The sequence below is a fragment of the Flagellimonas sp. MMG031 genome (assembly GCF_040112705.1).
Lineage (GTDB): Bacteria > Bacteroidota > Bacteroidia > Flavobacteriales > Flavobacteriaceae > Flagellimonas.
The window spans coordinates 1,436,130-1,462,993 of sequence record NZ_CP157804.1 but is presented as its reverse complement, the minus strand read 5'-3'; the positions used below and the strand labels follow the sequence as shown (position 1 = coordinate 1,462,993).

The window sequence follows — 26,864 nt, the reverse complement described above, 5'->3', positions numbered from 1 at the left end:
TTTAGAGCGTAAGTTGGTTGGATGTAAAAGGCACTTGAAAAGACCTATCGTTCCGTAAATCCAAATGTCTCATTGTGGTTCCGTCACTATTCAAAACCACTTGGGTGACACTAAAGGTTTTTAATCCGGTTTCCCTATCAATGATAAACCCATTTTCAAAATCACTATGGTTATTGGAATGGAAATCCAATATCTTTTCATACGAAACAGCATTCGTATTCGCCATGAACTTTTCAAACAACTGTTTTCGGTGTGCAATGACATCATCATGATATAAAGTGGCGGATGACCATATATGATTCTCTTGGGGATCCAAGGGCTTAAAATATTTCTGGTGACCATCCCACCTGAACTCCAATAGTTTCTTATGAAAAAGCACCAAGGTAAAGGGCTCGATTCGATATAGATCCATCTCTTGCAAGAACACAAAGGGCTCTTCTGATGCTATGATATCCAACAGCACCAATCCCCTACTCTTGGCATACTTTCCGTTTGATGCGTGATTTACGAAGGCCCCGTTGAGCAGCACGGCTACGGCGCCATCTTCTTTCAGTGCGAACCAGGTACCTCCCGCCTTGGGGTCTTTGGGAAAAAGTACTTTAACCTTACCTATCCGCTCTTCGTTTGGCTTATGGGCAGAGGGTCGTGACACATGCTCGTCCCTGTTGGAGGTAATCCAATAATTTTCACCTTGCGAAATAAAGCTTACTGTGCACATTCCTTTCTGTATTGCATGGTAGATGGTGCTACTCCAAAGGAGTCCGGCAGCTGTTGGGTGGAAAAATGCCGAATCCCAACCTTGATCAAGGCTTGGTGATGTATGGTGTGCTCCAAATTGTACATCACCTCCCTAAAATAATTGGACTCCAGATTACTTTCTTCACCACCCAGTTCATAGCTAATCCGAATTGACTTGTTCGGTTTTACTAAATGCCCTTGAATGTAGGAAATGCGTTCCAGGGCATAATTCAAATCCTGTTCAATTTGAAGGTTACGCTCCCTGCGGTCGTATGAAATCTCGGAAAGGTCGTATCCTTGTATCAAACAGAGGTAAAGTTCGATTACATGTCGGGTATGCTGCCCTATGGAAGCATTGGACAAGGTTTCGCAGGATTGGGAATAACAGTCGGCCGGCAACTCTAAAAGCACCTGCTTAAACTGCTCCAAGGTTTCCAAGGATGATTTGAACATGATAGTTTAGATATTGGTTTTGTATTCGTTTTTTGATCAATTGGAGTATAAGATAGAAAGAATAATCAATTCTTGATCCGCTCCCAGTTTTTATCTGCCTTGGAAACCAATTCGTTCGGAGATTCGTTGCGCCAAAATTCCAAGGTGTTATTTTTGCCTTTATTATAAAATAGATAGAGTTTATCTTCCCTGATTTCATACGTAAGTGGGTCTACACTCACCTTTTTACCATTAATGGCAACAGCATAGGCACAATAGCCTCCATATTGTGGCAAATAGGCCTTTGGGTCGCCCTGAAAGGTTTCCAAATGCGCTTTGCTGGCAAATTTGAATTTGGTTCCGTCATAGGTTGTGGTAAACTCCCTTTTTCCTTCCACCGGTTGCCCTTGAAAATAGGAAACGACATCGTAACCTTCGACGGAATAGCCCCCTTTGGTGTTGTAATCCACAGCTTGGGTAAATCCAAAAGTGCCGATTAACAGAAAAAGTGTATTAAAAATTAAGCGCATAGTCTTTTTTATTTGATGGTTTGTATGGTGAATGAGCTCACTACTCCACCTTTAGTCCATCACCAGATACATTCCTTTCAGTTGATGTGCTGAATAATTCAATTTGAAGCGAAGCGATGCTTCAATTTTTGGATGAAGTAATTCCAATAATGAGATTAAAAATGGTCAGAAGCATTAAAATTTCGTAGGATAAATCTTATTCCATTTTTCACAGATCAACCCAAAAGGCCCATCCGTCAATTCAGAAGCATCATCCGTCAATTGGCCCAAAATCGGACAAAATCTCCGTCTAACTTTGGCCCTAAAATGAACAACCTCCATCTAGGATTTTGGCAAATGAAGGGCCGTGAAACAGTCCGAAACCAAGTCCAAAATGGAACCTTAACAAAAATCAAAAATTATGAAAACAACAACTTTGAATTTTTTGAAAATGGGTCTGTATGCGATTATGGGCCTAAGTGTACTTTTAACCTCCTGCTCCCCAGAAGACGGCAAAGACGGGTTGGATGGTATGGACGGGGCCCAAGGGCCTGCCGGACAAGATGGCAACGCCAATGTTATAGCTTCGGATTGGCAGACTATTCAGTGGGATGAAGAATCGCTTCCTAATTTTGGAACCATGCTAATCAATGTAAAGGATATCGATTTGGAAGAATTTATAGCAACAGGTGGTGTGGTAATGGTTTATTTAAGGTTTAGCCAAGAAGATGTATCCGATGAAATAGTAGCTCTTCCTTATACGGATACTGATACCTATTTCTACTTTTCCATATTCGTTAATGAAACATTGTCGGGTGTTCTGCTCAGGGCGACGAATCAAAATGGAGGTATTTTTAATTATCAAAATAGCGAAACATTAACAGTTCGCTATGTTTTGGTACCTGCCAACGCAGCCGAAACAACCGGTTTAAACCTGAACAACTACAAAGAGACATCCAAATTATTGGGATTATAAAATAGCATACTTACCTACAACATATGGAACCAACAACTGGCCCGATGCACCAAAAACTGAGTGTATCGGGCTTGTTCTATTATTCGTTCATCGAAGATTTTGGGATTACATCGTTCAATTTTCATAAAAAAAGCCCTCAACCGCCTAAAATGAAATAATTCAGGGCTTGGCAGCGTTCAAATAACGAAATATGTTCGCTATCCCAATGGCGGACTTAAAAAGCCTACTTCATGCGCCGCATAACTCCCCCGACATCCTATGCTGGTATTTCGGTCCTGTTTTTATTATGGTCCTTCGTCTGCAATGCACAACTGCATCCAGAAAATAGGGATTCCGATGTCATTTCCCTTCGTTCACACACCTCCATTTTTATGGCTGGGCAAAATGCCTATAGTTTTGAGGAGGTCAGGAAACTTGGCAACAGTGAATTTATCCCATTATCCAATGTAAAAGAAAACCTCGGGTTTTCCAATGAGCATTACTGGTTACAGTTCACCTTGGACAACCCAACCGAGGAGTTTGGCAACTATTACTTGGAAACTGCCAGACCTATTACAGATGTTGTTGAACTTTTTTTGGTGGATGAAAATGGAAGTGTGAAGAAGCAAAGCAGCGGTGATCAAATCCCGTTTGCCAAAAAAAGTGTCCAGCATAGGAAATCCATTTTTGACATAAGGCTAAAGCCCAATGAAAAGTTACAGGCTTTTTTACACCTAAAAAGTGATGGTGAAGTGGTCATGCTTCCCGTAAAACTCTACCAAGACAGCAGCTTTTTTGAACTCACTTATAAAGAACAGGTGTTCTACGGTTTCTTTTATGGGATTTTGATTCTCGCCTGTGTCATTTATCTATTTTTCTTTTTTGCACTTAAGGACAAGGCGTTTTTGTATTATCCACTCTATGTGCTTTTTATCGCATTGATGCAATTTTCATTGGATGGTTTTTTTCATCAATATTTTACCCCACAAGGTGGATGGCTGTCCGATAGGGCCGTACTGTTCACCGCTTTTGTTTCACTCTTCTTTTTTGGGAAGTACGGTGGGGCCTACCTCGATTTGAAAAAGAACAGCCCTGCATTGCACATCGCCAACAACATATTGGCCTTTTCATTGATTGTTGGGCTCATACTTTTGGCCGTTGCCCCCTCATTTGAGTACTGTTATCCATTGGCCAATGGATTGGGCATCTTGGTTTTGGCCCACATGATTGTCTCAATAGTAGTGTTGAAAATCAAAAAAGTAAAAATTGATCCTTATTTCATCATAGGTATTTCCTTCCTGCTTATCGGGTTTATCGTTTTTATCCTGAACAATTTCAATGCCATCGAAAATTCATTCCTTACTAGTAATGGAGCCAAATTTGGGATTGGATTGGAAATCGCATTTCTGTCCATTTCCATGATCAATAGAATCAGGGACCTCAGGATGCAAAACGAGCAAAACCAACTATTGGCACTGCAACGAGCTGAGGACATGAACCAAATCAAATCGTCCTTTTTATCCAATATCAGCCATGAATTGCGAACTCCCTTGAACCTGATCATGGCGGTAGCCTCTTCACTTAAAGAGGAAAAACAGGATAAGGAGCTCGAAGAAAAGTGCAAATTGATCTTGGGCTCATCCAAGAACCTTTTGGGGCATATTGAAGACATTCTGGATTTTACCGTTATCGAAAAGGGAGACCAAGAACTCAAAGAAGTTCCCTTTGAACTGAGAGCTTCCTTACAGAAAATAATAGATCAGCAGCAAAAGAAAGCACTTGCCAAAGGATTGGAATTTAAAAGCTCTGTGGATAAAGGTTTGCCATCCCGAATCGTAGGCGATAAGGCCAAGCTCACCCAAATCCTAAATCACTTATTGGACAATGCCATTAAGTTTACCAACGTAGGCGGTGTGGAGATAGCCATTGATTGTAACAAGAAAGGTAATCAGACGTCGCTTCAGTTTACAATCAAGGATACGGGGATTGGTATATCCAAGGAAAAAATGAGTACGGTATTTGAATCGTTCACCAAGAAATCGTTTATGGACAAGCGGGAGTTTAGTGGATTGGGCCTAGGGCTTTATATCGTAAAAACCTATGTTGATCTACAGGAGGGAACCGTTGAATTTGCAAGCAATGAACCTAAGGGTACCATCTGTAAATTGAATCTGAATTTTGAAATTGAGGAAGATGAAGAGATTTTGGACATTGTACCCAATACAAGTATCCGCCCAGAGGAACCAAAAGCCTGTAGTGTGCTATTGGTGGAGGATAACAAAATGAACCAAACCGTGGTTAAACTGCTCTTTAAAAAGAGTTGGCCAAAAGCGAAGCTGTACATTGCCAACCATGGTAAAGAGGCACTTGAACTGCTCACAAAAGAAAGCTTCGATTTTATTTTGATGGATCTACAAATGCCCGAAATGGATGGTTTTGAGACCACGTTGATCATAAGAAGCGGAAAAGCTGCCTGTGAACCTGAAATTCCAATTATTGTATTGACAGCCGACAACACCGCAAAAACCCGCAAGAAGATTTTTGAACTAGGCGCCAACGACTTATTGACAAAACCCGTCAATGGACCCCGTTTATTGGCAAAAATGCAGAAAAGTATACTGCCCGATACGGACATAGACAAGGTGGCCTAAACCTTCCAAAAATAAAAAAAGCAAGCTTAAAACTAAAGCTTGCTTTTTTTGTGGTGACCCAGGGAGGATTCGAACCCCCAACCCTCAGAGCCGAAATCTGATATTCTATCCAGTTGAACTACTGGGCCAATATTTTTTAAACTATGAACTCAATTTTGCCTTGACAATGGCTGAAATGGTCTTCCCGTCAGCCCGCCCGGCCAATTCTTTGGAAACAATTCCCATTACCTTGCCCATATCCTGCATTCCCGATGCTCCGACCGAATCGATGGTCTGTACCACCACTTTTTCGATTTCTTCTTCGGTAAGTTGCTCTGGCAAAAACTTCTCAATCACGGCAACCTGAGCCAATTCTGGTTCTGCCAAATCCTCACGACCCTGCTCTTGGTAAATTACAGCACTATCCTTGCGTTGCTTTACCAATTTCTGAACCAATTTTATCTCATCCTCTTCGGACAACTCCGCTCCAGCACCTTTATCGGTTTTGGCCAGTAAAATTGCTGACTTAATGGCTCTTAATGCTTCCAAGGCAACAGTATCCTTTGCCTTCATCGCGGCCTTCATTTCTGTCATTACCTTATCCTGCAAACCCATTTATTCTTATTTAGAGCGCGAAGATAAAAAATAAACCCGAAAGTATGGTCACCTTCGGGTTTATGCTTTCCATAAAAAATGGATGTTAATCTAAACACTACTAATCAACATTATCGTGCAAAAAAGAGTTGTTGGAGCGCAATTGCAAATCATCGTTACTGTCCTCTCCCAAAGTGGTTCTGGAGACTTTCTGTTCCTTCGGAACATCATTCAGGTCCACTCCTTGCCTTTTGTAGGCAGGCTCTTTTTCAATGTCGTCTATACTGCTCCTGTTGTTTTGGAACTTATAGTTAAAATTTTTTAGTTTTCTTCTGCGCTCATCGGCACGGTTCTTCAAGATATCGCTGATGGAACTGTTCATGGGGTCAAGGCTATCCATGGTTTCCTCGTTTTTTCCAGAACCTTCGCCCTCTTCCACTTTCACGGTCTTCTTCTCAAAAACCAGCTCGTTCTCCACTAATTTTGGCTCATGGGTCTCCGCTTTGGATTTGGCACCTGTCAACCTTTCCTCCAATTCCATATACTCTTGGAGATCGTATCTAGTCTCGCCCTCTTTCTTGTATTCCAAAACAGGTTTTACCTCTACGTAGTCGTTTACCTCTACATCCCCTAAACCATCATCATCCAGATTAAAAGTTACGGTATGTTCCTTTTCATCCGACTCCTCGGTTTCATTGTTCAAAGGCATATCAAAGCTAAGCGTAAACTGGTCTTCGTTGCTCTTTGATGGTACCACTTCGGCATCTATCACATCAAAATTATTGATAACATTCTTTGCCTCTATAATAACAAAATCATCCTCCACCTTATCTGCGACTACTTCTTCATAGAACACATTGAAGTTTCTGATATAGCTCGTGGTCGGAATCAGATCGGGATCCTTTGATGGTATTTTCGGTGCTACCTTCTCCTCTTCCATTTCCATATCCAAGGTATGCTTCACCACTTTAGGCTCTGGCTGAGGGGTTGGCTCCGGTTGTGGAGCCGGTACTTTTTCCGTTTGGACTTCTTGCACCGAGGTAGATTCAGGTGTCAAGTCTTGCTCCGCGATTTGTTCGTCTTCCAAGGTATAAAATACCTTTTTGGACTCTGTATTTACAATATTGTCCTGCTGGTCTACATTGAATCCTGTCGCAATAACAGTAACTGCAATGGCTTCACCAAGGCTTTCATCTTCTCCTACCCCCATGATGATGTTGGCTCCGTGACCTGCTTCTATTTGAATATGGTCGTTGATCTCACCGATTTCATCAATGGTGATTTCCTGCGAACCGGAAACAATCAATAGCAACACATTTTTGGCCCCGTTAATCTTATTATCGTTCAATAATGGCGAATCCAAAGCCTTCATGATGGCCTCCGTTGCCCTTGCAGAACCGGACGCCGTCGCTGAGCCCATAATGGCAGTGCCACTATTGGACAGTACGGTCTTGGCATCCCTAAGGTCAATGTTCTGGGTGTAGTGATGCGTAATTACCTCTGCAATACCTCTTGCTGCAGTGGCCAATACTTCATCCGCTTTTGAGAAACCGGCCTTAAACCCAAGATTACCGTATACCTCCCTAAGCTTGTTGTTGTTGATTACGATCAGGGAGTCCACATTGGCACGAAGCTTTTCAATCCCCATCTGTGCTTGCTTGTTCCGCATGGCTCCTTCAAACTGGAACGGCATGGTAACAATCCCAACAGTAAGAACATCCATTTCCTTGGCCAACTTGGCTATTACGGGAGCCGCACCTGTTCCGGTTCCACCGCCCATTCCGGCGGTAATAAATGCCATTTTGGTATTGTGCTCCAACATGGCCTTTAAATCTTCCATACTTTCCAAAGCGGCCTGCTCCCCAATTTCTGGGTTGGCCCCTGCACCCAATCCTTCCGTAAGGGATACCCCTAGCTGGATTTTGTTGGGCACCGGACTGTTTTGCAAGGCTTGGGCATCGGTGTTACAGATCACAAAATCCACTCCGTTGATACCGGCCTGGAACATGTGGTTGATGGCATTGCTTCCACCTCCACCAACTCCAATTACTTTAATTACGTTGCTCTTGTTCTTGGGCAAATCAAAAGCAATGTTGTCAAATTCAGTGTTCTTACTCATGACAGTTGTGTTTCTCTATTGGGGTTATTATTCTGCGTTGTCCAAAAAGTCCTTCAACTTTTCTGACCATTTGTCAAAAATGGATTTTCTCTCCGGATGGGTAGCTGCATTGGTTTTCGCTCCCATCTCGTTTTCCTCGCCAACCAATACTTCTTCCTCCTTGAGTTCTTCTTCTTGGTGCTGCACCTTTCTATTTTTCTTCTTGGCCTCCAAAGAGTTCATCAACAATCCGACCGCCGTTGCATAGAGTGGACTGGCCACTTCTTCATCGGAGTCTCCTGCCAAATGCTCGTTCGGATAACCGATTCTGGTATCCATGCCAGTGATGTATTCCACCAATTGTTTCAAGTGTTTCAATTGGCTTCCACCGCCGGTCAGCACAATACCAGCTATCAATTTTTTCTTTTGTTCCTCGTGGCCATAATTTTTGATTTCCACATAAACTTGCTCCACGATTTCCACCACTCTGGCGTGAATGATCTTGGAAAGGTTTTTCAAGGTGATTTCCTTGGGCTCACGGCCTCTAAGTCCAGGTATGGATACGATTTCATTGTCCTTGTTCTCTCCAGGCCATGCAGAACCAAATTTTATTTTCAGTAATTCGGCCTGTTTCTCGATGATGGAACAACCTTCTTTAATATCTTCGGTGATCACGTTACCTCCAAATGGAATAACAGAGGTATGACGGATGATGCCGTCCTTGAAAATGGCCAAATCCGTTGTTCCACCACCTATATCGATTAAGGCTACACCCGCTTCTTTCTCCTCTTGGCTCAATACGGCATCTGCGGATGCCAAGGGTTCCAAGGTGATGTTCCCCAAGTCCAATCCAGCACTTTTGATGCACCTTCCAATATTTTTTATGGAGGACACTTGTCCGACCACCACATGAAAATTGGCCTCCAATCGACCACCGTACATTCCCACGGGCTCCTTGATTTCGGACTGACCGTCCACTTTGTACTCCTGAGGCAGCACATGAATGATTTCCTCACCCGGAAGCATTACCAATTTATACACTTGGTTGCACAGTTTATCCAAATCATCGTTGTCTATCACTTCTTCCGAGTTGGGACGGGTGATGTAATCACTGTGGTGTAGGCTTCGGATGTGCTGGCCTGCAATGCCAACTACAACAGAGCCGATTTTTAGGCCAGAATTCAACTCGGCCTGTTCCACTGCCTGTTGTATGGACGAAATGGTCTGTGTGATATTGTTGACCACACCACGGTGAACACCTAAACTCTTAGACCGTCCGGTGCCCAAAATCTCAATTTTTCCATACTCATTTTCCCTACCAATGATCGCCACGATCTTGGTAGTCCCTATATCCAACCCAACTGAATAATTACCTTGTTCCATACGTTAAATTTTGGTGCAAACCACTTGATTGTTGAATTCCAAACTCACTGTTGCATAATCCTCCAAGGAATTGTCCTTGGCTGCCTTTGCATAAAAGGCCATAAAATTTTTGAACTTTTTGTTCAAATTGTCCACTCCGCCCAAATTCACCACAAAGTTTTCCATGCGGAACTTGAGCTGATATTTATTTTCATCCTCGATATGTATCCCAATGACATTTTTTCGTAAAAAATCATCATTGTTGATATAATCCAAAATCACATAGGCGTCCTCAAGGGTTTTCCCTGTGATTTTCCCTGTAATGATGGGCACCCTTGCCGAATGGTATCTTGACAACGGCATGCGTTTGCCCTCATCATCCAAATAAAATTTGGAGGCACCTTCTATTCTTCCAATTGGCTTTCGCTGAACAATCTTGGATACAAGTTCCCCGTTTACAGTGAGATAGACCTGGGCATTTTTGACCATATCGTTGGATAGTATAACCTCCTCTATGCTATTCAAAACTAACTGTTCTTTGGGCCTATTCTCTAGGGCTCCGTATTTTTGTATTAACAATTTATTAACCGCATCTTCAGTTAAATACAAATTGTTTTCACCAACAAATTTTACGGTCACACCCTGCACCGTTCTATGTTCGTTTCTTTGGTCAGCAAACCCGTAAAGCGCAATTACGGCAACCAACAAAAATGCGAGTTTGATGTAATCCCAATTAATGCGCATAACCCAATATGTTTTTGATTTTTGGCACTTCCATTCCAATATCCCCTGCTCCAAGGACAACCAAAACCCCTGTTTTGCAGTTCTTTACCTCTTCCAATAATTCCGATTTCGACATCAGTTTTTTATTGGGGTTTTCTATTTTATCCAACAGCCATTGCGATGTGACACCCTCAATAGGTTCTTCACGGGCCGGGTAAATGTCCAATAGGATGATTTCATCAAAATCGGAGAGACTTGCCGCAAAATCATCTGCAAAATCTTGTGTGCGTGAAAAAAGATGAGGCTGAAAAATCACCGTTATCCTTTCCCCAGCGTGCATTTCGCGAATCGCTTGGTGCACTGCACTGATTTCCGTTGGATGATGCGCATAGTCATCGATAAACACAAAATCTTCTTCCTTGATTTGATATGAAAACCTGCGCTGAACCCCCTTGAAGGTCTCCAAAGCTTTGGCAAGGCGGTGAGGTGGGCAACCTGTTTGCACCGCCATCGCAAAAGCAGCTAATCCATTGAGCAGATTGTGTCTGCCCGGCTTGTTGAACTTTACGTCCTTGATAACCTCGGAAGGTGTTACGATATCAAATATGTAGGCTCCATGTTCAATTTTTATGTTTTCTATGCAGTAATCAGCACCATCCTCTATGCCAAAAGTGGTTCCTTCCAAAGGAAGTCCCTTGCGTACGAACAACTTTCCGCTCGGCTTGATTCTTTCCACAAATTCACGGAATGAATGCTCCAATTCCTCCTTGGTGCCATAAATATCCAAATGGTCGGCATCCATGGATGTGACACAGGCCACCGTTGGCGTCAATCGTAAAAAGGAACGATCGAACTCATCAGCCTCCACTACCGAATATTCGGTGCCATCCAACACAAAATTGCTATTGAAATCTTCAGAAATACCGCCCAAAAATGCGGTCATGGGCAATTCACACTCCTTCAGCAAATGTGCTAAAATACTGGACGTAGTGGTTTTACCGTGTGTGCCGGCAACGGCCAAACAAAAGGAATCCTTGGTGATGATACCCAACACCTCCGAACGCTTTTTAAGGTTGAAACCTCCATTTTTGTAAAACTGGAATTCCGAATGTTTTGAAGGAACGGCAGGAGTGTAGACCACCAACGTATTTGGGTGCTTGAAGGTATCGGAAATCAAATCCACGTTGTCCTCAAAATGCACGGAAACACCATTTTCCATCAAACCATCGGTGATGGGCGTAGGGGTGCGATCATACCCAGCCACCTCTTTACCCACAAATTTGAAATAGCGCGCTAAGGCGGACATTCCAATGCCGCCAATTCCGATAAAATAAACGCTATGTATATCTTTCAAATTCATACAGTCTTCCAATCAGTTCGAGCACAGCCGATAACAAAATTCAAGAACAACTGCACCTCTCGACTGCGCTCGAGGTGACACTTATCCATATTTTGCAAATCGTTTCCCTGCATTATTTCTTCAATAATTTTTCAATTTCATCCACAATGTGTTCCGTAGCCTTGGGCATGGCCATTTTTCTAATGTTCTTTCCCAATTTTTCCTGGAGGGCTTCGGAGGCCATTAGGTTTGAAAAATTGGTTTCAAATTCGGCGTCCAATTCATCCTCCTTAAGCATGATGGCGGCGTCTTTGGACACCAAGGCCTTTGCGTTTTGTGTTTGATGGTCCTCTGCCACATTGGGTGACGGTATAAAAATTACCGGTTTGCCCACCAGACAAAGTTCCGAAACCGAACCGGCACCGGCCCTTGAGATGATTACATCGGCAGCGGCGTAGGCCAAATCCATTCGATTGACAAAGGCCATAACTTTAACTGTATCCGAATCATGCTTTTTATAGGCTTCGTAATACAGTTTGCCGCATTGCCAGAGCACTTGGAGGTTTTGCTTTGCAAAAAAATCGAGCTCCTTTTCTATCAATTGGTTGATTCTGCGGGCTCCTAGGCTCCCACCCAATACCAATACCGTTTTTTTATCTCCTTTCAGTCCAAAAAAACCAAGTGCTTCTTCTTTATTCTTCGAGACAGCAACCAAATCCGTGCGGATAGGATTTCCGGTTTTCACAATCTTTTCTTTTGGAAAAAATCGCTCCATGCCATCATAGGCCACGCAAATCTTCTCAGCCTTTGCCGCCAACAATTTGTTGGTGATGCCCGCAAAGGAATTTTGTTCCTGCAACACGCAGGGAACACCAACCCTTTGGGCCATTCGCAGCAAGGGTCCGCTGGCAAAGCCACCCGTGCCAATGGCCACATGGGGTTTAAATTGTTTCACTATGTTGCGTGCTTCCAACAAACTACTTATCACTTTAAAGGGAAACATGAGATTCTTCAATGTCAGTTTCCGTTGTAATCCACTTATCCACAAGCCTTTGATTTCATATCCAGCTTGCGGTACTTTTTCCATTTCCATTTTATCCTTGGCTCCAACAAACAAGAATTTCGCATCGGGATATCTCCGCTTCAATTCGTTTGCGATGGCCACAGCCGGATAAATATGTCCGCCCGTTCCTCCTCCAGAAAGTATAAACCTATAATTGTCCACTCAATACTTCTAAAGGGTTCGTTTCATCTATTCCATGGGATTGCTCCTCTAGATTTTCCTTTTTGTTACTGGCGCTCAATACAATTCCTATGGCCATGCAGGTCATCCAAATGGACGTTCCCCCCATACTGATCAACGGTAACGGCTGACCCGTAACCGGGAACAACTGGACCACCACCGCCATATTGATAAACGCCTGAAAAACAATGGGCAACCCTACGCCGATCACCAATAGTTTTGAAAAAACCGTTTTGGACGAATGCGCCACGACCACAATACGAAACAGCAATAAGAGATAAAAGAAGAGCAACGCTCCCCCGCCCAATAAGCCATATTCTTCAATGATGATGGCGAAAATGAAATCCGATGTACTTTGGGACAACATATTCTTCATCACGCTTTTTCCTGCTCCTTTGCCCACTACGCCACCTTCGGCCACAGCAATCTGGGCCAAGGTCAACTGGTGCAGATCATCCTTATCCGCTTGTTCGGGATGGATAAAGGTTTCAATCCGTGATTTCCATGTGCCGGCACGTTGGGGCAATACTTCTGGCGCCTTGAACAGCACAAACAGAAACATTCCCGCAAATACGATTCCAGTAGCCACCATGGCAAATAAATATTTTAGGGGGTATCCTCCCAGAAAACATAGCACCAATACCATTAGGCTAATAATGGCTGCGGTTGAAAAGTTTTCGGGAAGAATCAATAGCACCACCAAAGCAACAGGCAGCCAGAGCGGCAAAATACTTTCTTTAAAAGTAATCTTGACATCCTTGATTTTTGTTAGATATCTCGCAATCCAAATCATCAATACCACCGAAGCCAAGGTAGAGGTCTGAAAATTGACCCCGACCAAAGGAATCTTGATCCATCGGTTGGCCGTTACCCCACCTATTCGGGTTTCCACCGTTAAGGTGTAAATCAACAACAGGATGACAATGGGCATGGCAATAATGGACAGCCCTTTGAAATAATGCGTAGGTATCCTGTGCACAGCGTAGATGATTCCGAAGCCCAAAAACAGGAGCACCGCATGCTTGACCAAATGGCCAAAAGTGGTCCCATCCCCGTTTACATAGACCAAATTGGTACTGGCGCTGTACACGGGCAAAAATGAGAAAAGTGCCAAAAGGGCCACTACGCCCCAAATGGCTTTATCACCTTTCAGATTTTTGAAAATTGCGAACACGTTCTACAAATTTTTTACGGCGTTTTTAAATTGGTCTCCCCTATCCTCATAGTTTTTGAACAGGTCAAAACTGGCACATGCCGGCGAGAGCAATACGGCATCACCTCGTTCCGCTATCTTATAGGCCACTTTCACGGCTTCTTGCATGGAATAGGTCTCAACCATGAGGTCTATCACATTCCCAAAAGCATCAATCAATTTGGAATTGTCGGCACCCAAGCAAACAATGGCCTTAACTTTTTCTCGCACCAAAGGCATCAATTCCGCATAGTCATTTCCTTTATCAACTCCGCCCACGATCCAAACAATGGGTTTTTTGATGCCATCCAAAGCATAATACGTAGCGTTTACGTTGGTAGCTTTTGAATCGTTGATGTACTCCACATGATTGATCTTCAACACCTTTTCCAATCTATGGGGTACGCCCTGAAACGATTGAATACTGTCGCGAATGGCCTCTTTTCTGACCTTCACCAGCATGGCCGCCATACTTGCCGCCATTGTGTTTTTTACGTTGTGCTGACCTTCCAAGGCCAAAATGTCTTCACTCATTTCCAAGGTTTTATGTTCTAATTTTATTTTTATCGTTTTGTCCTCCAACCAAGCTCCCTCTTCCAGTTTTTGCTTTACCGAAAAGGGAACCAATTTGGATTGAATAGGATGTTTTTTCAATGCTTCCCGAATCACTTCATCATCAGCATCATAAATCAAGTAATCGTTGGCATCTTGATTCATGGCTATCCTACATTTGGATGCGATATAGTTCTCAAATTTGTACTCATATCGGTCCAAATGGTCGGGCGTGATATTGGTGATCATGGCGATATGCGGTTTAAAATCCACAATACCGTCCAACTGAAAACTGCTTATCTCCAACACATAGTGGTCAAATTCCTTTTCGGCCACCATTTTGGCGTAACTGTCGCCAATGTTCCCTGCCATACCCACATTTAGCCCCCCATTTTTTAGAAGGTGATAGGTAAGCATGGTCGTGGTGGTTTTTCCGTTACTTCCCGTGATTCCAATCAAAGTGGCATCCGTATATTTTGATGCAAATTCAATTTCCGAAATCACGGGCACCCCTTTTTCGACCAGTGATTTTACCAATGGTGCCGAATCAGGAATACCTGGACTTTTCATCACCAAGTCAGCATTTAAAATTTTGGCTTCGGTATGCTTACCAGATTCCCATTCAATCTCAAAATGTTCAAGAACTTCTTTATATTTTTCTTGGATTTCGCCTTTATCCGAAACAAAGACCTCAAATCCTTTTTGCTTTCCCAAAATGGCTGTTCCAACGCCACTTTCTCCTCCTCCGAGTATCACCAAACGACCCATGGTTATCGAATTTTAAGGGTAACGATACTGATGATGGCCAACATGATTCCGATAATCCAAAAACGGGTCACTATTTTACTCTCGTGATAGGATTTTTTCTGATAATGATGGTGCAATGGTGCCATCAAGAATATGCGCTTACCTTCTCCGTACTTCTTCTTGGTATGTTTGAAATACCCCACCTGTAGCATTACGGATAAGGACTCAGCAAAGAAGATTCCGCATAAAATGGGAATCAACAGTTCTTTTCTAACAATGATGGCGATTACGGCAATAACGCCCCCGATGGTCAAACTACCCGTATCTCCCATAAATACTTGTGCGGGAAAGGTGTTGTACCATAAAAAGCCAACCAAGGCTCCAGCGAAGGCGGCAATAAATACCACCAATTCCCCCACGCGAGGGATGTAGAAAATATCGAGATAGCCTGAGAACAGTATGTTTCCCGATATCCAGGCAAAAATTCCAAGGGTCAATACTATAATTGCTGATGAACCTGCCGCCAAGCCATCGATACCATCCGTAAGATTGGCACCGTTGGATACAGCTGTCACGATCAAAATCACAACAGGAATAAAAATGAGCCACGCATAGTCTTCCGCTCCTTCTCCCATCCATGAAATGAAATCGGCATAATCGAGCTCATTGTTCTTGAAAAATGGGACATTGGTCCGGAGTGTTTTGGTCTCCTTACCAAAGACCTGCTCTACTTGAAAGCTCTTGGTTATGGTGGTGGTGTCCTTCTCTTTGATGGTTACTTCTGGGTGGAAATAGAGGGTAAGCCCAACAATCAGTCCCAAACCTACTTGGCCCATCACTTTAAACCTTCCTTTCAGCCCCTGTTTGTCCTTTTTAAAGATTTTGATATAGTCGTCGATAAACCCGATGATGCCCATCCAAATGGTGGTTACGATCAAAAGGATGACATAAATGTTTTTAATATCAGCAAAAAGAATCACGGGCAACAGGGTCGAAATGATAATGATCAACCCACCCATGGTAGGGGTTCCCGCTTTTTGTTGCTGCCCTTCCAAACCAAGGTCGCGAATGCTTTCGCCTATTTGTTTTTTCTGAAGGAAAACAATGATTCGCTTTCCGTAGACCATCGCTATCAACAGGGACAACAATACGGACATGGCAGCCCTGAAGGTGAGGAACTGAAAAAGTCCCGCTCCGGGAAGCTGGTATTGTTTCTCTAGATATTCGAACAAATAGTATAGCATGGACTACATTACTTTTTTAGGCTTTCCAGCGCTTCTTTTACTTCTTTGAAATCGTCAAACTCTACACGGACGCCATTGGTCTCCTGATAGGTTTCGTGGCCTTTTCCCGCCACTAGGATAATATCGTTGGGCACCGCCAATTTGCAAGCGGTCTTTATCGCTTGTCTTCTATTTTCAATGGACAATACTTTTCGAGCGTTCTGGGCCTCCACTCCCGCCTCCATCTCTTCGATGATGGTTGTGGGCGATTCGGTCCGAGGGTTGTCCGAAGTAAATATGGCGTGATTGCTCATTTCTGATGCGATATGACCCATAACCGGACGCTTAGACTTGTCACGGTCACCACCACACCCCACTACGGTGATGACGTTTTCATTTCCAGTCCTCAATGCATTGATGGTTATCAACACATTTTTTAGTGCATCCGGCGTATGGGCATAATCAACAATAGCCGTTATTTTATCTTTTGATATGTAATATTGAAACCTGCCATCCACATTTTCCAACTCGCTCATCAATCTCAAGATCTCCATTTTTTCGAGTCCCAAAATATCTGCAGTGGCATAAATGGCCAGTAAATTGTACGCATTGAAATCCCCTATCAACTTGGTCCACAACTCATTGTCATCAACCTTTAACAACTGACCGTTGAATTGCTTTTCCAAAATTTGGGCCCTGTAATCGGCAAAGGATTTTAAAGCGTAGGTATATTTTTTGGCCTTGGTGTTCTGCAGCATCACCAAACCATTTTTATCATCGATATTGACCAAGGCAAATGCCTTTTTGGACAGTCCGTCGAACAACTTTTTCTTGGTATCCCTATACTCGGCAAAGGTTTTATGGTAATCCAAATGATCGTGGGACAAATTGGTAAAAATTGCCCCTTCAAAATGCAATCCCTCGGCCCTTTTTTGATGGATTCCATGTGAGCTCACTTCCATAAAGCAGAACTCCACACCAACCTCGTTCATTTTGGACAGATAGTTGTTGATGGTGAGCACATCGGGAGTGGTGTGGGTAGCCTTGTACTCCTTGTCATCCACCAACACTTTGATGGTGGAGATCAATCCCACCTTGAATCCAGCTTTCTTGAACAAATTGTACAAGAGTGTGGTCACTGTTGTCTTTCCATTGGTACCTGTTACCCCGACCAGTTTCAGGTTCTTGGATGGGTTACCGTAAAAATTGGAAGCGATTACGGCCAATGCACTGTTGCAATTGTCTACCTGCAAATAGGTGACGCCGTTCACCATAAGCTCCGGAAGTTCCTCACAAACGATGGCCCTAGCCCCTGAGTCTACGGCTTTTTGGATAAAGTCATGACCATCGGCCACAGTACCACGTATGGCCACGAACACATCATCCATTTCCACCTTTCGGGAATCAAAATGCACATCGTTCACCATCACATTGGTATCCCCGCTCACTGCAGAGAGACTTACTCCATATAATATGTCCTTCAATAACTTCATGAAAGCTCCAATACTATTTTTTTGACCTGTTTGATGCTGGTCCCTTGATTCACTGATTGATTTTTAACCTTTCCATTACCGTGCACCTCCACTTCTATTCCCAAATTTTCCAACAGTGAAACGGCATCCATTCCGCTCATTCCTCGAAGATTGGGGACTGTACTGTGCTTTTTCTGCACTTGGGCAAAGTATTGTTTGTAGGCTTCATCCAGCTTTTCGTCCTCTATCTGTTTGCTGTCCACCTCATCGACCATGGGCGAAATGGCATGTATCTTTTGCGCCATGGACTTGAATACGGGACCCGATACATCGGCTCCGTAGTAGCCCTCTTCCTTATCCGGCTCATGGATTACCACGATACAGGAATACTTGGGGTTGTCTGCAGGAAAATATCCGGCAAAGGAGGAGATGTAGGCCAACTTGTCAGGGTTCTTCTCCACATAATTCTTTTGCGTAGTACCGGTTTTGCCGGCCATGGAAAAGTTTTTGGAGTATAGCTTATGGCCTGTACCATAATCCTTTTCCACTACATCCTTTAAAAGTTGTTGCGCCTTTTTTACAGTTTCCTTGGAACAGATAGAGGGATTGAGCACTTCTCGGTCGAATCGCTTGACCACCTTGTTACCCTCCCGTACTTCCTGTATCAATCGGGGCTTCACATATGCACCATCGTTGGCAATGGCATTGTAAAAGGCCAAGGTCTGAATGGGAGTAAGCGATACCTCATACCCGTGTGACATCCATCCTAAAGAGATTCCGGACCATCCTTTATCTCCAGGGTATCGAATAACGGGGTCACCCTCGCCTATGATGGGAAGATCTAATTTTTTATGAAGGCCCATGTTCATCAAACGGTTGACGAATTTTTCGGGCTGCTCCTTGTAATTTTCATGAATGATTTTGGCAAAAGCCGTGTTGGAAGAAACAGCAAAAGCCTCTGCTACAGAAATCTTTCCGTATCCGCCCCATTTGGAATCCTTTACTACACCATCATAAATACGGTAACGTCCCTTTTCCGTATCAATTACGGTACTCGTATCGACCACCTTATCTTCCAAAGCGGCCACCATGGACATCAATTTAAAGGTAGAACCGGGCTCGTGGGATTCCCCGACGGCATAGTTCAATTTTTCATAATATTTTCCTTCGGAAGTACGTCCTAAGTTGGAAATCGCCTTGATTTCACCCGTCTCCGTTTCCATGACCACCACACAACCGTGGTCGGCCTTATACTTTTCGAGCTGTTTTAGCAATTCGTGGTGGGCAATATCCTGTATGTTGATGTCGATCGTAGATACCACATCCAGTCCATCCTTGGGCTCCACGATATTGTCCAGACCTACGGGCTTCCATTGTCCCTTGGCTATTTTTTGCTTCAATCGCTTCCCCTCTTTGCCCCTCAAATAGGTTTCCCCAAAGGCACCGTCCAACCCAACTCGGGTATAGTACCCATTTTCATCTACGCGCTCGTAGCCAATACTCCTGGCAGCCATTTTCCCCAACGGATATTCACGTACCACACGATGGGTCTCAATAAAACCACCCTTGTATGGACCCAAGTTGAATAAAGGAAACTGTTTGATGCGCACATAATCCAAATAGCCAATGTTTCGGGCCACTAATTTGTAGCGGTTGCCATTGGCCCGTGCTTTACGGAACAACTGACGATAATAAGAAGAAGGCCTATTGAACATATTGCCCAACGAATCGGAAAGCGCCCCCACGTAGTTCTCGAAATTTTCTTGGGAGACCGTCTGGGCATCAAATCGAATCTCATATTTGGGAACGGATGCGGCCAGCAAACTACCATCTTCCGAATAAAGGTTTCCACGATTGGGCTCAATGGTGAACATCTTTTCGGTCTTGCTCAGGGCGAGCTCCTTGTACTTTTCGCCTTGCACCATTTGAATATCCACCAACTTTACCACTACGGCAATGGCCAACACGAGAAGGCCTCCCGCCACGAGGTAGAGTCTGTTCATGATATTTTTTTCGGTTATGGCCACTATTCCGCTGATTTAACTTTGATTTTTTTGGGTGGGTTTTGTGATGGCGCCAATCCTTTTTCGGCCACCACTTCCCGCAAGGTCGATTCGAGTTTCAATTGTTGCACGCTGGAACGGGCCTCGAAAAACTCACTTTTGAGTTTTCTCACCTCTTCGTTCAACTCGGCAATCTCCAGCACTTTTTTATCGGCATTGTGACTACTGGAAATCATCAGTGCCGCCAAGAAAGAGGCGAACAATAGGAACATCCAGTTCTTGGGAGCATCCCCGCTCACCAAAAACTTTCCTTTCAGTATGTCCAGTAATCCTTTTCTCATTTCATATTCGTTTTATCGTTCCCACGTAGGCGGGAATCTAGCTATATGCGCTCCGCAATCCGAAGCTTTGCACTTCGTGCCCTATTATTTTGGGCTATCTCTTCTGCTGATGGCGTAATCAATCCTCCGACTTTTTTTAAGGGCACATCAATGTTTCCATAAAAATCCTTTTCCGGCTCGCCATCGAATCTTCCTGCCCGGATGAATCGTTTGGCCAATCTATCCTCCAAAGAGTGATAGCTGATGACGCTCAATCTCCCACCTTCCTTCAACACCTCCGGCACCTGCTCAAAAAATTCCTTGAGCACCTCAATCTCTTGGTTGACCTCAATCCGGATGGCCTGATAGATCTGCGCCAAAATTTTATTCTCTTTCATTTTGGGCAAAAACCTGCTCAACACCTTTTTAAGGTCATCCGTAGTTTTTATGGGCTCTTCCGACCTTGCCTCAACTATGGTCTTGGCCATGGCGTTGGCATTTCGCAACTCGCCATATTGAAAAAGAACCGATGCTAAATCTTCTTGGGAATAGGTGTTCACCACCTGATAGGCCGATAGTTCACTGCTTTTGTCCATCCGCATATCCAAGTCCGCATTAAAACGGATGGAAAAACCACGTTCGGCCTCATCGAACTGATGGGATGAAACCCCAAAATCTGCCAAGATTCCATCAACTTTCCGAATGCCATAGAACTTTAAAAACTGTTTGAGGTAGCGAAAGTTCTGATTGATCAATTGAAACCGGTCATCTTCCAATGCATTCTGCAAAGCGTCTTCATCTTGATCAAAGGCGAACAATTTTCCGCCATCGCCCAATCTTTTCAAAATTTCTTTGGAGTGCCCTCCACCACCAAAGGTGACATCCACATACACTCCATCTTTTTTTATGTTCAATCCGTCAACCGACTCATGCAACAGCACCGGATTGTGGTATGCACTACTCATCGTCGTCAAAAATCTCCTCGGCCAGGTCGGCATAATCCTTCTCTCCTTCCGCCAAGACTTTTTCGTACATATCCTTGTTCCAAATCTCGATTTTATCAAAAACCGCATTCAGCACCACTTCCTTATCTATCGCGGCAAAATCAACGAGGTTCTTTGGAATTTGTAGTCGTCCGGAATCGCCATCTATACTGACTTCCTTCATGCCTGCCACAAAATTTCTCACAAAAGCATCGTACTTCCGGTTGATTTTGCTTTTCTTCATCACCTTCTGCATCAACACATCGAACTCGGCCTTTGGATACAACTCCAAACACTGCTGAAATACCGACCGCTTGATCACGAACCCATCCTTGATCACGGGCAATAGCTGATTCTTCAAAGAAATGGGCAACAATACCCTTCCTTTGGAGTCCGCTTTGCAATCATGTTGTCCGATGATATGGGTCACTAGAAATCAATTGGTTAGTTAATACAACTCAAATATATAGATTTTATTTCCACATTTCTCCACTAAACACCACTTTTGTTAATAAATTCTCCACTTTTAGACGAAAAGCACATCTTCTTACCCTCAAATGGAAGCTGAGTTTTCTTATTGATGGGAAATGTGTTTTGTCCGGAATTGAAAAACTTCTATCGGTTATGTTAAAAACCTAAAATCTTTGTGATATGAAATTCCTATATTTGCCCCTCTTAGTACCAACTGACTATAGATGGAAGAGCACTTAATTGAGGACGGGAAATACCGCTATATAGAAAAGGGAGAAGGTACTCCCATGATCATATTACACGGTTTGATGGGAGGATTGAGCAACTTCCAAGGCGTTTCTGAATATTTCCCTCAAAAGGGCTACAAGGTTCTAATCCCCGAATTACCTATTTACGACATGCCCCTTCTAAAGACCACGGTAAAGAATTTTGCCAATTTTCTGGAGGGTTTCATTGAGCACAAAGGACTAAAGGATGTTATTCTATTAGGTAACTCACTTGGTGGACACATCGGGCTTTTGCATACCAAAATGTTCCCGAAAATGGTCAAGGCGTTGGTAATTACGGGTAGTTCCGGACTCTATGAAAGTGCCATGGGCGATGGTTACCCAAAGCGTGGTGACTATGAGTTTATCAAGAAAAAGGCAGAGGATGTTTTCTACGACCCAAAAGTAGCCACCAAGGAGATTGTAGATGAAGTGTTTGCAACGGTAAACGATCGGATGAAACTGGTAAAAACGTTGGCCATTGCCAAGAGTGCAATTCGCCACAACATGGCAAAGGATTTACCACATATGCACACGCCAACCTGTATTATTTGGGGAGAGAACGATACGGTTACCCCGCCAAACGTGGCCAAGGAATTCCACGAGCTTTTACCGGACTCCGACCTATTTTGGATAGAAAAATGTGGCCACGCCCCTATGATGGAGCACCCCAATGACTTTAACCGAATTCTGGAAGCTTGGCTGAAAAAGCGTAACTTCTAGGCATGAAAATCACCTCGGCAGATTTTGTAATGAGCAACTCCAATGTTGCCAAATGTCCCAATGAACCGTTGCCCGAATATGCGTTTATAGGAAGGTCCAATGTGGGGAAATCTTCCCTGATCAATATGCTGGTAGAACGCAAAGCGTTGGCCAAAACCTCGGGCAGACCGGGCAAAACACAGCTCATCAACCACTTTAAGATCAACAACAATTGGTTTTTGGTGGACTTGCCGGGATATGGTTATGCCCGTGTCTCCAAAAAAGACAAAAAGACCTTTCAAAAATATATCACCGAGTATTTCCAAAAGCGCAAACAACTAGTATGCGGTTTTGTTCTGGTCGATATCCGCCACGAACCACAACCGGTGGATCTGGAATTTATGGAATGGCTGGGTACCAACCAGATTCCCTTTGCCATCATTTTTACAAAAGCGGACAAGTTAAAGCCCAATGCGATTGAACGACAGGTGAATGCTTATCTGCAAAAATTGTTGGAAGGTGCTTGGGAAGCAGCACCTCCACATTTTACCACTTCATCGAGCAACCGAATGGGAAGGGAAGAGCTTTTGGGTTTTATCGATGGTATTAATCAAGACTTTTTCAGGAATACCTGATTGGATTTTCCGAGAATCTGTCAAATCAACAGTTTTCTTGCTAGCTTTAAGGCATGGATACGGTAAAGACCTATCATCAGGTGAACAGAGCAGATGGCTCCCAAGATTTTGGGATTTCCAAAATGGAGGATATTTACAAAAAGCGTGATGGAAAACCGGATACACCTCATCGTCATGATTTCTACACCATTCTGATCGTAAAAAATGGCAAGGGTCGGCACACTATCGATTTCAAGAACTACGAACTCTCCAGCAATCAGATTTATTTTATTGGTCCAGGACAAGTCCACCAACTCACGGAAGAGCTTCCCACCCAAGGCTATTCCGTCGTGTTTTCCTCCCATTTTTTGGCGATGAACCAAATTTTGGTCGATTTTATAGAGGATATCAATCTTTTTAATGATTTTGGCAGCACCCCTCCTTTGGAACTTAGCAAGGCAGAAATGGCAAAAATTGACCGCTACGCCATGGACATGATGGAGTTCATGGGTTCTGGACATGCCTATAACTATGACGCCATCGGGGCATTGCTCAAACTCATACTGATCTCGTGCCATCATTTATGTTCGCTCAACCAGTTGGACGTGCAGACTATGGAATCGGGAGGTTCCCTCGTTCGAAATTTTAAGCGATTGGTGAACCAAAACTATAAGGAATGGCACCATGCTTCGGCCTATGCCGATGCCCTGAACATTACCCCAGACCACTTGAACCGAGTGGTGAAATCGTTGACAGGTAAAACCGCAAAAGAGCACATACAAAGCCGGTTGACCACCGCGGCCAAACGTATGCTTTACTTCACAACGCTTTCCAACAAAGAAATTGCCTTTGAATTGGGGTTCTCCGAACCAGCCAACTTCAGTGCCTTCTTCAAAACCTGTACGGGCTTGGCACCCAGCAAGTTCAAACAAAGTGTCTGATATCGGATTTTCATAAGTCCTTCCCGTATTTTTATATGGTATTATCCCTTGTTTGTGAAGATCTTTGTATCAAACAAAAATCTAAAAGCATATGAAATCCGTTTTACATAAAGCAGCAACACGAGGCCATGCCGACCATGGCTGGTTGAATTCGCACCACACTTTTAGCTTTGCGGGATACCATAATCCTGAGCGTATGAACTTTGGTGTGCTGCGAGTGCTCAACGATGACCGAGTAGCCCCTGGAAAGGGCTTTGGAACCCATCCACACGATAATATGGAGATTATTTCCATTCCCTTGGAGGGTGACTTGGAACATAAAGACAGCATGGGAAACACGAAGACCATCAAACAAGGTGATGTCCAAGTGATGAGTGCTGGAACCGGAATACAGCATAGCGAGTACAACAAGAATGATGACCAAGAGGTCAAGTTCTTGCAGATATGGGTCTTCCCTAACAAACGTAATGTGGAACCACGATACGACCAGATTTCCATTCGGGATATTGAAAAGGAGAACACCTTTTACCAGGTTCTTTCCCCAAATCCAGAGGACAATGGTGTTTGGGTATACCAAGATGCTTGGTTCCATCTAGGGAAATTTGAGGCAGGTGTCACCGATTCGTATGAAATCAAAAAAGAAGGAAACGGGGTGTATGCCTTTATTCTGGAAGGAGAAGTGGAAATTAATGGCCAAAAATTGGACAAACGGGACGGTTTTGGAATTTGGGACACCGATGCATTTAACTTTACATCGATTACCGAGAGCAGGGTCTTGCTAATGGAAGTTCCGATGAGCCTAGATCAAATTGGACGTTAGGCCATCCTTTAAAAAAAGCCCCTTTTTAGGGGCTTTTTGCTTATTTTAGGGTCATAAACACTATTAACCATGACCCAAAATCCTACCAGTAAATTTACGCCGGCCGGTTTTATAAAACTGATGTCCTTTTTGCACATGGGCATTGCCGTGACCCCCATTATACTTGGGGCACTTTTTTATTTCAACAACGATGATCCAAAACTTTTGGTTTCGGATTCCAATGATGTCTTTTTGGCCATAGTCCCCATAGTGGCCCTCGCCAGCATTTATGTTAGCGACCTTATTTTTAAAAAAATAGTGGCCTCCATACCCCAAAATGAAGGACTCAGGTCCAAACTGGCGAAATTCCAGACAGCTTCCATTATCAAATACGCACTATTGGAAGGAGCATCACTTTTCAGCATCGTGATTTTTGGGAACACCCAAAATCTATTGTATTTGATTATCGGTGCGTTCTTACTGCTTTATCTTTTTCTGCAACGCCCCACCAAACAGAAAATTGAGGCGGCATTAAACCTTCAGGGAGCGGAAAAAGTAAAATTTAATCGCCTTGATGAACCCTTGGTCTAATGCGTTATTTTTTCAATTCCAGCTTTTCCGCGAAATAATCACAGAAATCCTTCATCGTAGCCGTCATTTTTTCGTCTTGGGTCGCTTTGTAGAAGGTATCGGCCATCGTCACCAAGGTTTGATGAAAGAACACCTTCATCTCGTCCACCGGCATATCCTTGGTCCATAAATCTATTTTGAGGGATTCTTGGTTGTTGCTGTCCCAAACGGACAATAGCATGGCTTTGGCCTCCTCTTCGTTGATGCCACCATCCTGTGCCGACCATTTCAATTCCTCGGGAACTCGGTTCTCGTCCAATCCTACTTTTAAAGTGATTTCCGAAGTATGTGTTACTGCCATTTATCGTTTTGGTTTGTAATTTGACTGTTTTAAAATTTCATCCGCGGGCATTTCCAGCAATTGTTGAAGACCCGTATCCGTTTTTTCCATAAAGGCCCGCACAATTTGCCACCCCATGTACCTTCCCAAACGTGGTGGGGATTCATTGTCCAGCTCCAGACCAAATTTAGTGAAGGGTGCTGGGTCCAGAAATTTACGGTCCAAACCTGTGTCGGTGCTGTACAACAGCTCCCGCTCCACAAAGTAGGTCCACATTTGCTCCTCATTGGCCGTAGCCCAATCCATTTGCTCTTCCGAATAGCCGATTTTTTGGGCATCCGTAGCCGATGGAATCAATTTATCCTTCAGGTACAATTCCTTGCCATAATAGACCATGCGGGAGAGAAGCGTCCGGTTCCTTGGGTAAGAAATCACCTTTTTGGCAAAGGCATTGGCCACATCCGAAGCCAAAAACTTTTTATCCAAAGAAGCAGCAATGTAGCGCTGCATTCCTTCGTAAAAGTGATGGTCTTCGCCCAAATAGTTATCTAGGCCGATAAGCAAAAGTGTGTCTGTCAATATAATTCGGTTCTCGTACCTCACATCAGAAGTCAAGGTTACAATATGCGGTATCTCAGTATCTGGAAAGTAATATTTGATGTGCTTGAACAGCGACTCCAAATCAGCAGCCTGCTCTTCAAAATCTCCAAAAGCCTTGTCCACTTCTTCGGAAAGCTCAATTTGAATGGTATCCGATAACTTGGCCACCCATACGCTATCTGGAAACTGTTCTGGGAACAAATAAGGATATTTTGCCTTTAATTCGGGAATTTCCGTAGCAGAGGCATCGGCAAATTCTAGGTCGAATCTTGAAATGCGGAGGTCAACGGGAACTTTATCGATTTCAGCTTCCGTTTTATCGGTTTCCCCGCAAGACCAAAGCACCAAGATAAGAGCCAAAGGCATCCCATGACCTATCCTATTCCTAAAGTATTTCAACAACCGCTTCATTTTTAAGGGTACAGGGTTTAAATTTACAGGGCACA

Annotated in this window: 26 protein-coding genes and 1 tRNA gene; 7 read left to right on the top strand and 20 right to left on the bottom strand. The window is 43.6% G+C overall.

Going from position 1 to position 26,864, the window contains the following annotated elements:
* Position 1: 1 nt before the first annotated feature.
* The 3 genes from ABNE31_RS06495 to ABNE31_RS06485 all read right to left on the bottom strand — a co-directional run bounded on the left by ABNE31_RS06495 (position 2) and on the right by ABNE31_RS06485 (position 1,700).
* Positions 2 to 718 (bottom strand): NRDE family protein, encoded by a 717-nt coding sequence (locus tag ABNE31_RS06495; protein ID WP_349352789.1) that lies wholly within the window; start codon positions 716 to 718, stop codon positions 2 to 4.
* Positions 706 to 1,191, bottom strand: a complete 486-nt coding sequence (locus ABNE31_RS06490; protein WP_349352788.1) for a DinB family protein — start codon at positions 1,189 to 1,191, stop codon at positions 706 to 708. The genes ABNE31_RS06495 and ABNE31_RS06490 overlap by 13 nt, the downstream gene beginning before the upstream one ends.
* A gap of 65 nt (positions 1,192 to 1,256) precedes the next feature.
* Positions 1,257 to 1,700 carry a YHS domain-containing (seleno)protein gene (locus tag ABNE31_RS06485; RefSeq protein WP_349352787.1) on the bottom strand — a complete coding sequence of 148 codons (444 nt, stop codon included), beginning with the start codon at positions 1,698 to 1,700 and terminating at the stop codon, positions 1,257 to 1,259.
* Positions 1,701 to 2,100: 400 nt separating this feature from the next.
* Here ABNE31_RS06485 and ABNE31_RS06480 point away from each other — a divergent pair, with 400 nt between their 5' ends.
* Together ABNE31_RS06480 and ABNE31_RS06475 are read left to right on the top strand one after the other, a co-directional pair.
* Entirely contained in the window at positions 2,101 to 2,655 is a 555-nt protein-coding gene (locus tag ABNE31_RS06480) for a hypothetical protein (protein WP_349352786.1), read from the top strand.
* A gap of 230 nt (positions 2,656 to 2,885) precedes the next feature.
* Positions 2,886 to 5,285: a 7TM diverse intracellular signaling domain-containing protein gene (locus ABNE31_RS06475; RefSeq protein ID WP_349352785.1), complete on the top strand. Its 2,400-nt coding sequence runs from the start codon at positions 2,886 to 2,888 to the stop codon at positions 5,283 to 5,285.
* A gap of 51 nt (positions 5,286 to 5,336) precedes the next feature.
* Here the strand turns inward: ABNE31_RS06475 and ABNE31_RS06470 are convergent.
* The 15 genes from ABNE31_RS06470 to ABNE31_RS06400 all read right to left on the bottom strand — a co-directional run bounded on the left by ABNE31_RS06470 (position 5,337) and on the right by ABNE31_RS06400 (position 21,545).
* A tRNA-Arg gene (locus tag ABNE31_RS06470) sits at positions 5,337 to 5,413 on the bottom strand.
* 13 nt (positions 5,414 to 5,426) lie between these two features.
* Entirely contained in the window at positions 5,427 to 5,879 is a 453-nt protein-coding gene (locus tag ABNE31_RS06465; RefSeq protein ID WP_349352784.1) for a GatB/YqeY domain-containing protein, read from the bottom strand.
* Between the two features lie 100 nt (positions 5,880 to 5,979).
* Positions 5,980 to 7,977 carry a cell division protein FtsZ gene (ftsZ, locus tag ABNE31_RS06460; protein WP_293283431.1) on the bottom strand — a complete coding sequence of 666 codons (1,998 nt, stop codon included), beginning with the start codon at positions 7,975 to 7,977 and terminating at the stop codon, positions 5,980 to 5,982.
* A 27-nt stretch (positions 7,978 to 8,004) separates the two neighbouring features.
* A complete protein-coding gene (gene ftsA, locus ABNE31_RS06455; RefSeq protein ID WP_179385201.1) occupies positions 8,005 to 9,339 on the bottom strand; it encodes a cell division protein FtsA in 1,335 nt (444 codons plus the stop codon).
* Positions 9,340 to 9,342: 3 nt separating this feature from the next.
* The gene (locus ABNE31_RS06450; protein ID WP_349352783.1) at positions 9,343 to 10,062 is read right to left on the bottom strand and encodes a hypothetical protein; all 720 of its coding nucleotides are present in this window, start codon (positions 10,060 to 10,062) and stop codon (positions 9,343 to 9,345) included.
* A complete protein-coding gene (gene murC / locus ABNE31_RS06445) occupies positions 10,052 to 11,401 on the bottom strand; it encodes a UDP-N-acetylmuramate--L-alanine ligase (RefSeq protein ID WP_349352782.1) in 1,350 nt (449 codons plus the stop codon). The genes ABNE31_RS06450 and murC overlap by 11 nt, the downstream gene beginning before the upstream one ends.
* A 112-nt stretch (positions 11,402 to 11,513) precedes the next feature.
* A complete protein-coding gene (gene murG / locus ABNE31_RS06440; RefSeq protein WP_349352781.1) occupies positions 11,514 to 12,605 on the bottom strand; it encodes an undecaprenyldiphospho-muramoylpentapeptide beta-N-acetylglucosaminyltransferase in 1,092 nt (363 codons plus the stop codon).
* Entirely contained in the window at positions 12,592 to 13,797 is a 1,206-nt protein-coding gene (locus tag ABNE31_RS06435) for an FtsW/RodA/SpoVE family cell cycle protein (RefSeq protein WP_293283422.1), read from the bottom strand. Before ABNE31_RS06435 ends, murG begins: the two co-directional genes overlap by 14 nt.
* A gap of 3 nt (positions 13,798 to 13,800) precedes the next feature.
* Positions 13,801 to 15,135, bottom strand: a complete 1,335-nt coding sequence (gene murD, locus ABNE31_RS06430) for a UDP-N-acetylmuramoyl-L-alanine--D-glutamate ligase (RefSeq protein ID WP_349352780.1) — start codon at positions 15,133 to 15,135, stop codon at positions 13,801 to 13,803.
* Between the two features lie 2 nt (positions 15,136 to 15,137).
* Complete coding sequence (mraY, locus tag ABNE31_RS06425) at positions 15,138 to 16,358, bottom strand: phospho-N-acetylmuramoyl-pentapeptide-transferase (protein ID WP_179385207.1); 1,221 nt, start codon at positions 16,356 to 16,358, stop codon at positions 15,138 to 15,140.
* 8 nt (positions 16,359 to 16,366) lie between these two features.
* A complete protein-coding gene (locus tag ABNE31_RS06420; protein ID WP_179385208.1) occupies positions 16,367 to 17,830 on the bottom strand; it encodes a UDP-N-acetylmuramoyl-L-alanyl-D-glutamate--2,6-diaminopimelate ligase in 1,464 nt (487 codons plus the stop codon).
* Positions 17,827 to 19,836 carry a penicillin-binding protein gene (locus ABNE31_RS06415; protein ID WP_349352779.1) on the bottom strand — a complete coding sequence of 670 codons (2,010 nt, stop codon included), beginning with the start codon at positions 19,834 to 19,836 and terminating at the stop codon, positions 17,827 to 17,829. The genes ABNE31_RS06420 and ABNE31_RS06415 overlap by 4 nt, the downstream gene beginning before the upstream one ends.
* Positions 19,836 to 20,153 (bottom strand): FtsL-like putative cell division protein, encoded by a 318-nt coding sequence (locus ABNE31_RS06410; RefSeq protein WP_179385210.1) that lies wholly within the window; start codon positions 20,151 to 20,153, stop codon positions 19,836 to 19,838. Before ABNE31_RS06410 ends, ABNE31_RS06415 begins: the two co-directional genes overlap by 1 nt.
* 41 nt (positions 20,154 to 20,194) lie before the next feature.
* The gene (gene rsmH, locus ABNE31_RS06405; RefSeq protein WP_349352778.1) at positions 20,195 to 21,097 is read right to left on the bottom strand and encodes a 16S rRNA (cytosine(1402)-N(4))-methyltransferase RsmH; all 903 of its coding nucleotides are present in this window, start codon (positions 21,095 to 21,097) and stop codon (positions 20,195 to 20,197) included.
* Entirely contained in the window at positions 21,090 to 21,545 is a 456-nt protein-coding gene (locus tag ABNE31_RS06400) for a division/cell wall cluster transcriptional repressor MraZ (protein WP_293283410.1), read from the bottom strand. The genes rsmH and ABNE31_RS06400 overlap by 8 nt, the downstream gene beginning before the upstream one ends.
* Positions 21,546 to 21,810: 265 nt before the next feature.
* Between ABNE31_RS06400 and ABNE31_RS06395 the strand changes: the two genes are divergently transcribed.
* The 5 genes from ABNE31_RS06395 (at position 21,811) to ABNE31_RS06375 (ending at position 25,499) form a co-directional block, all read left to right on the top strand.
* Positions 21,811 to 22,575 (top strand): alpha/beta hydrolase, encoded by a 765-nt coding sequence (locus ABNE31_RS06395; protein ID WP_179385213.1) that lies wholly within the window; start codon positions 21,811 to 21,813, stop codon positions 22,573 to 22,575.
* A gap of 2 nt (positions 22,576 to 22,577) precedes the next feature.
* Complete coding sequence (yihA, locus tag ABNE31_RS06390; RefSeq protein WP_349352777.1) at positions 22,578 to 23,189, top strand: ribosome biogenesis GTP-binding protein YihA/YsxC; 612 nt, start codon at positions 22,578 to 22,580, stop codon at positions 23,187 to 23,189.
* A 53-nt stretch (positions 23,190 to 23,242) separates the two neighbouring features.
* A complete protein-coding gene (locus ABNE31_RS06385; RefSeq protein WP_349352776.1) occupies positions 23,243 to 24,109 on the top strand; it encodes a helix-turn-helix transcriptional regulator in 867 nt (288 codons plus the stop codon).
* Positions 24,110 to 24,200: 91 nt separating this feature from the next.
* Entirely contained in the window at positions 24,201 to 24,929 is a 729-nt protein-coding gene (locus ABNE31_RS06380; protein WP_349352775.1) for a pirin family protein, read from the top strand.
* Positions 24,930 to 24,998: 69 nt separating this feature from the next.
* The gene (locus tag ABNE31_RS06375; protein ID WP_349352774.1) at positions 24,999 to 25,499 is read left to right on the top strand and encodes a hypothetical protein; all 501 of its coding nucleotides are present in this window, start codon (positions 24,999 to 25,001) and stop codon (positions 25,497 to 25,499) included.
* A gap of 4 nt (positions 25,500 to 25,503) precedes the next feature.
* On the opposite strand, the gene gldC is transcribed toward ABNE31_RS06375, so the two are convergent.
* Both gldC and gldB read right to left on the bottom strand, forming a co-directional pair.
* Entirely contained in the window at positions 25,504 to 25,839 is a 336-nt protein-coding gene (gene gldC, locus ABNE31_RS06370; RefSeq protein WP_179385218.1) for a gliding motility protein GldC, read from the bottom strand.
* Entirely contained in the window at positions 25,840 to 26,829 is a 990-nt protein-coding gene (gldB, locus tag ABNE31_RS06365) for a gliding motility lipoprotein GldB (RefSeq protein WP_349352773.1), read from the bottom strand. It lies immediately after the preceding gene.
* Positions 26,830 to 26,864 lie beyond the last annotated feature (35 nt).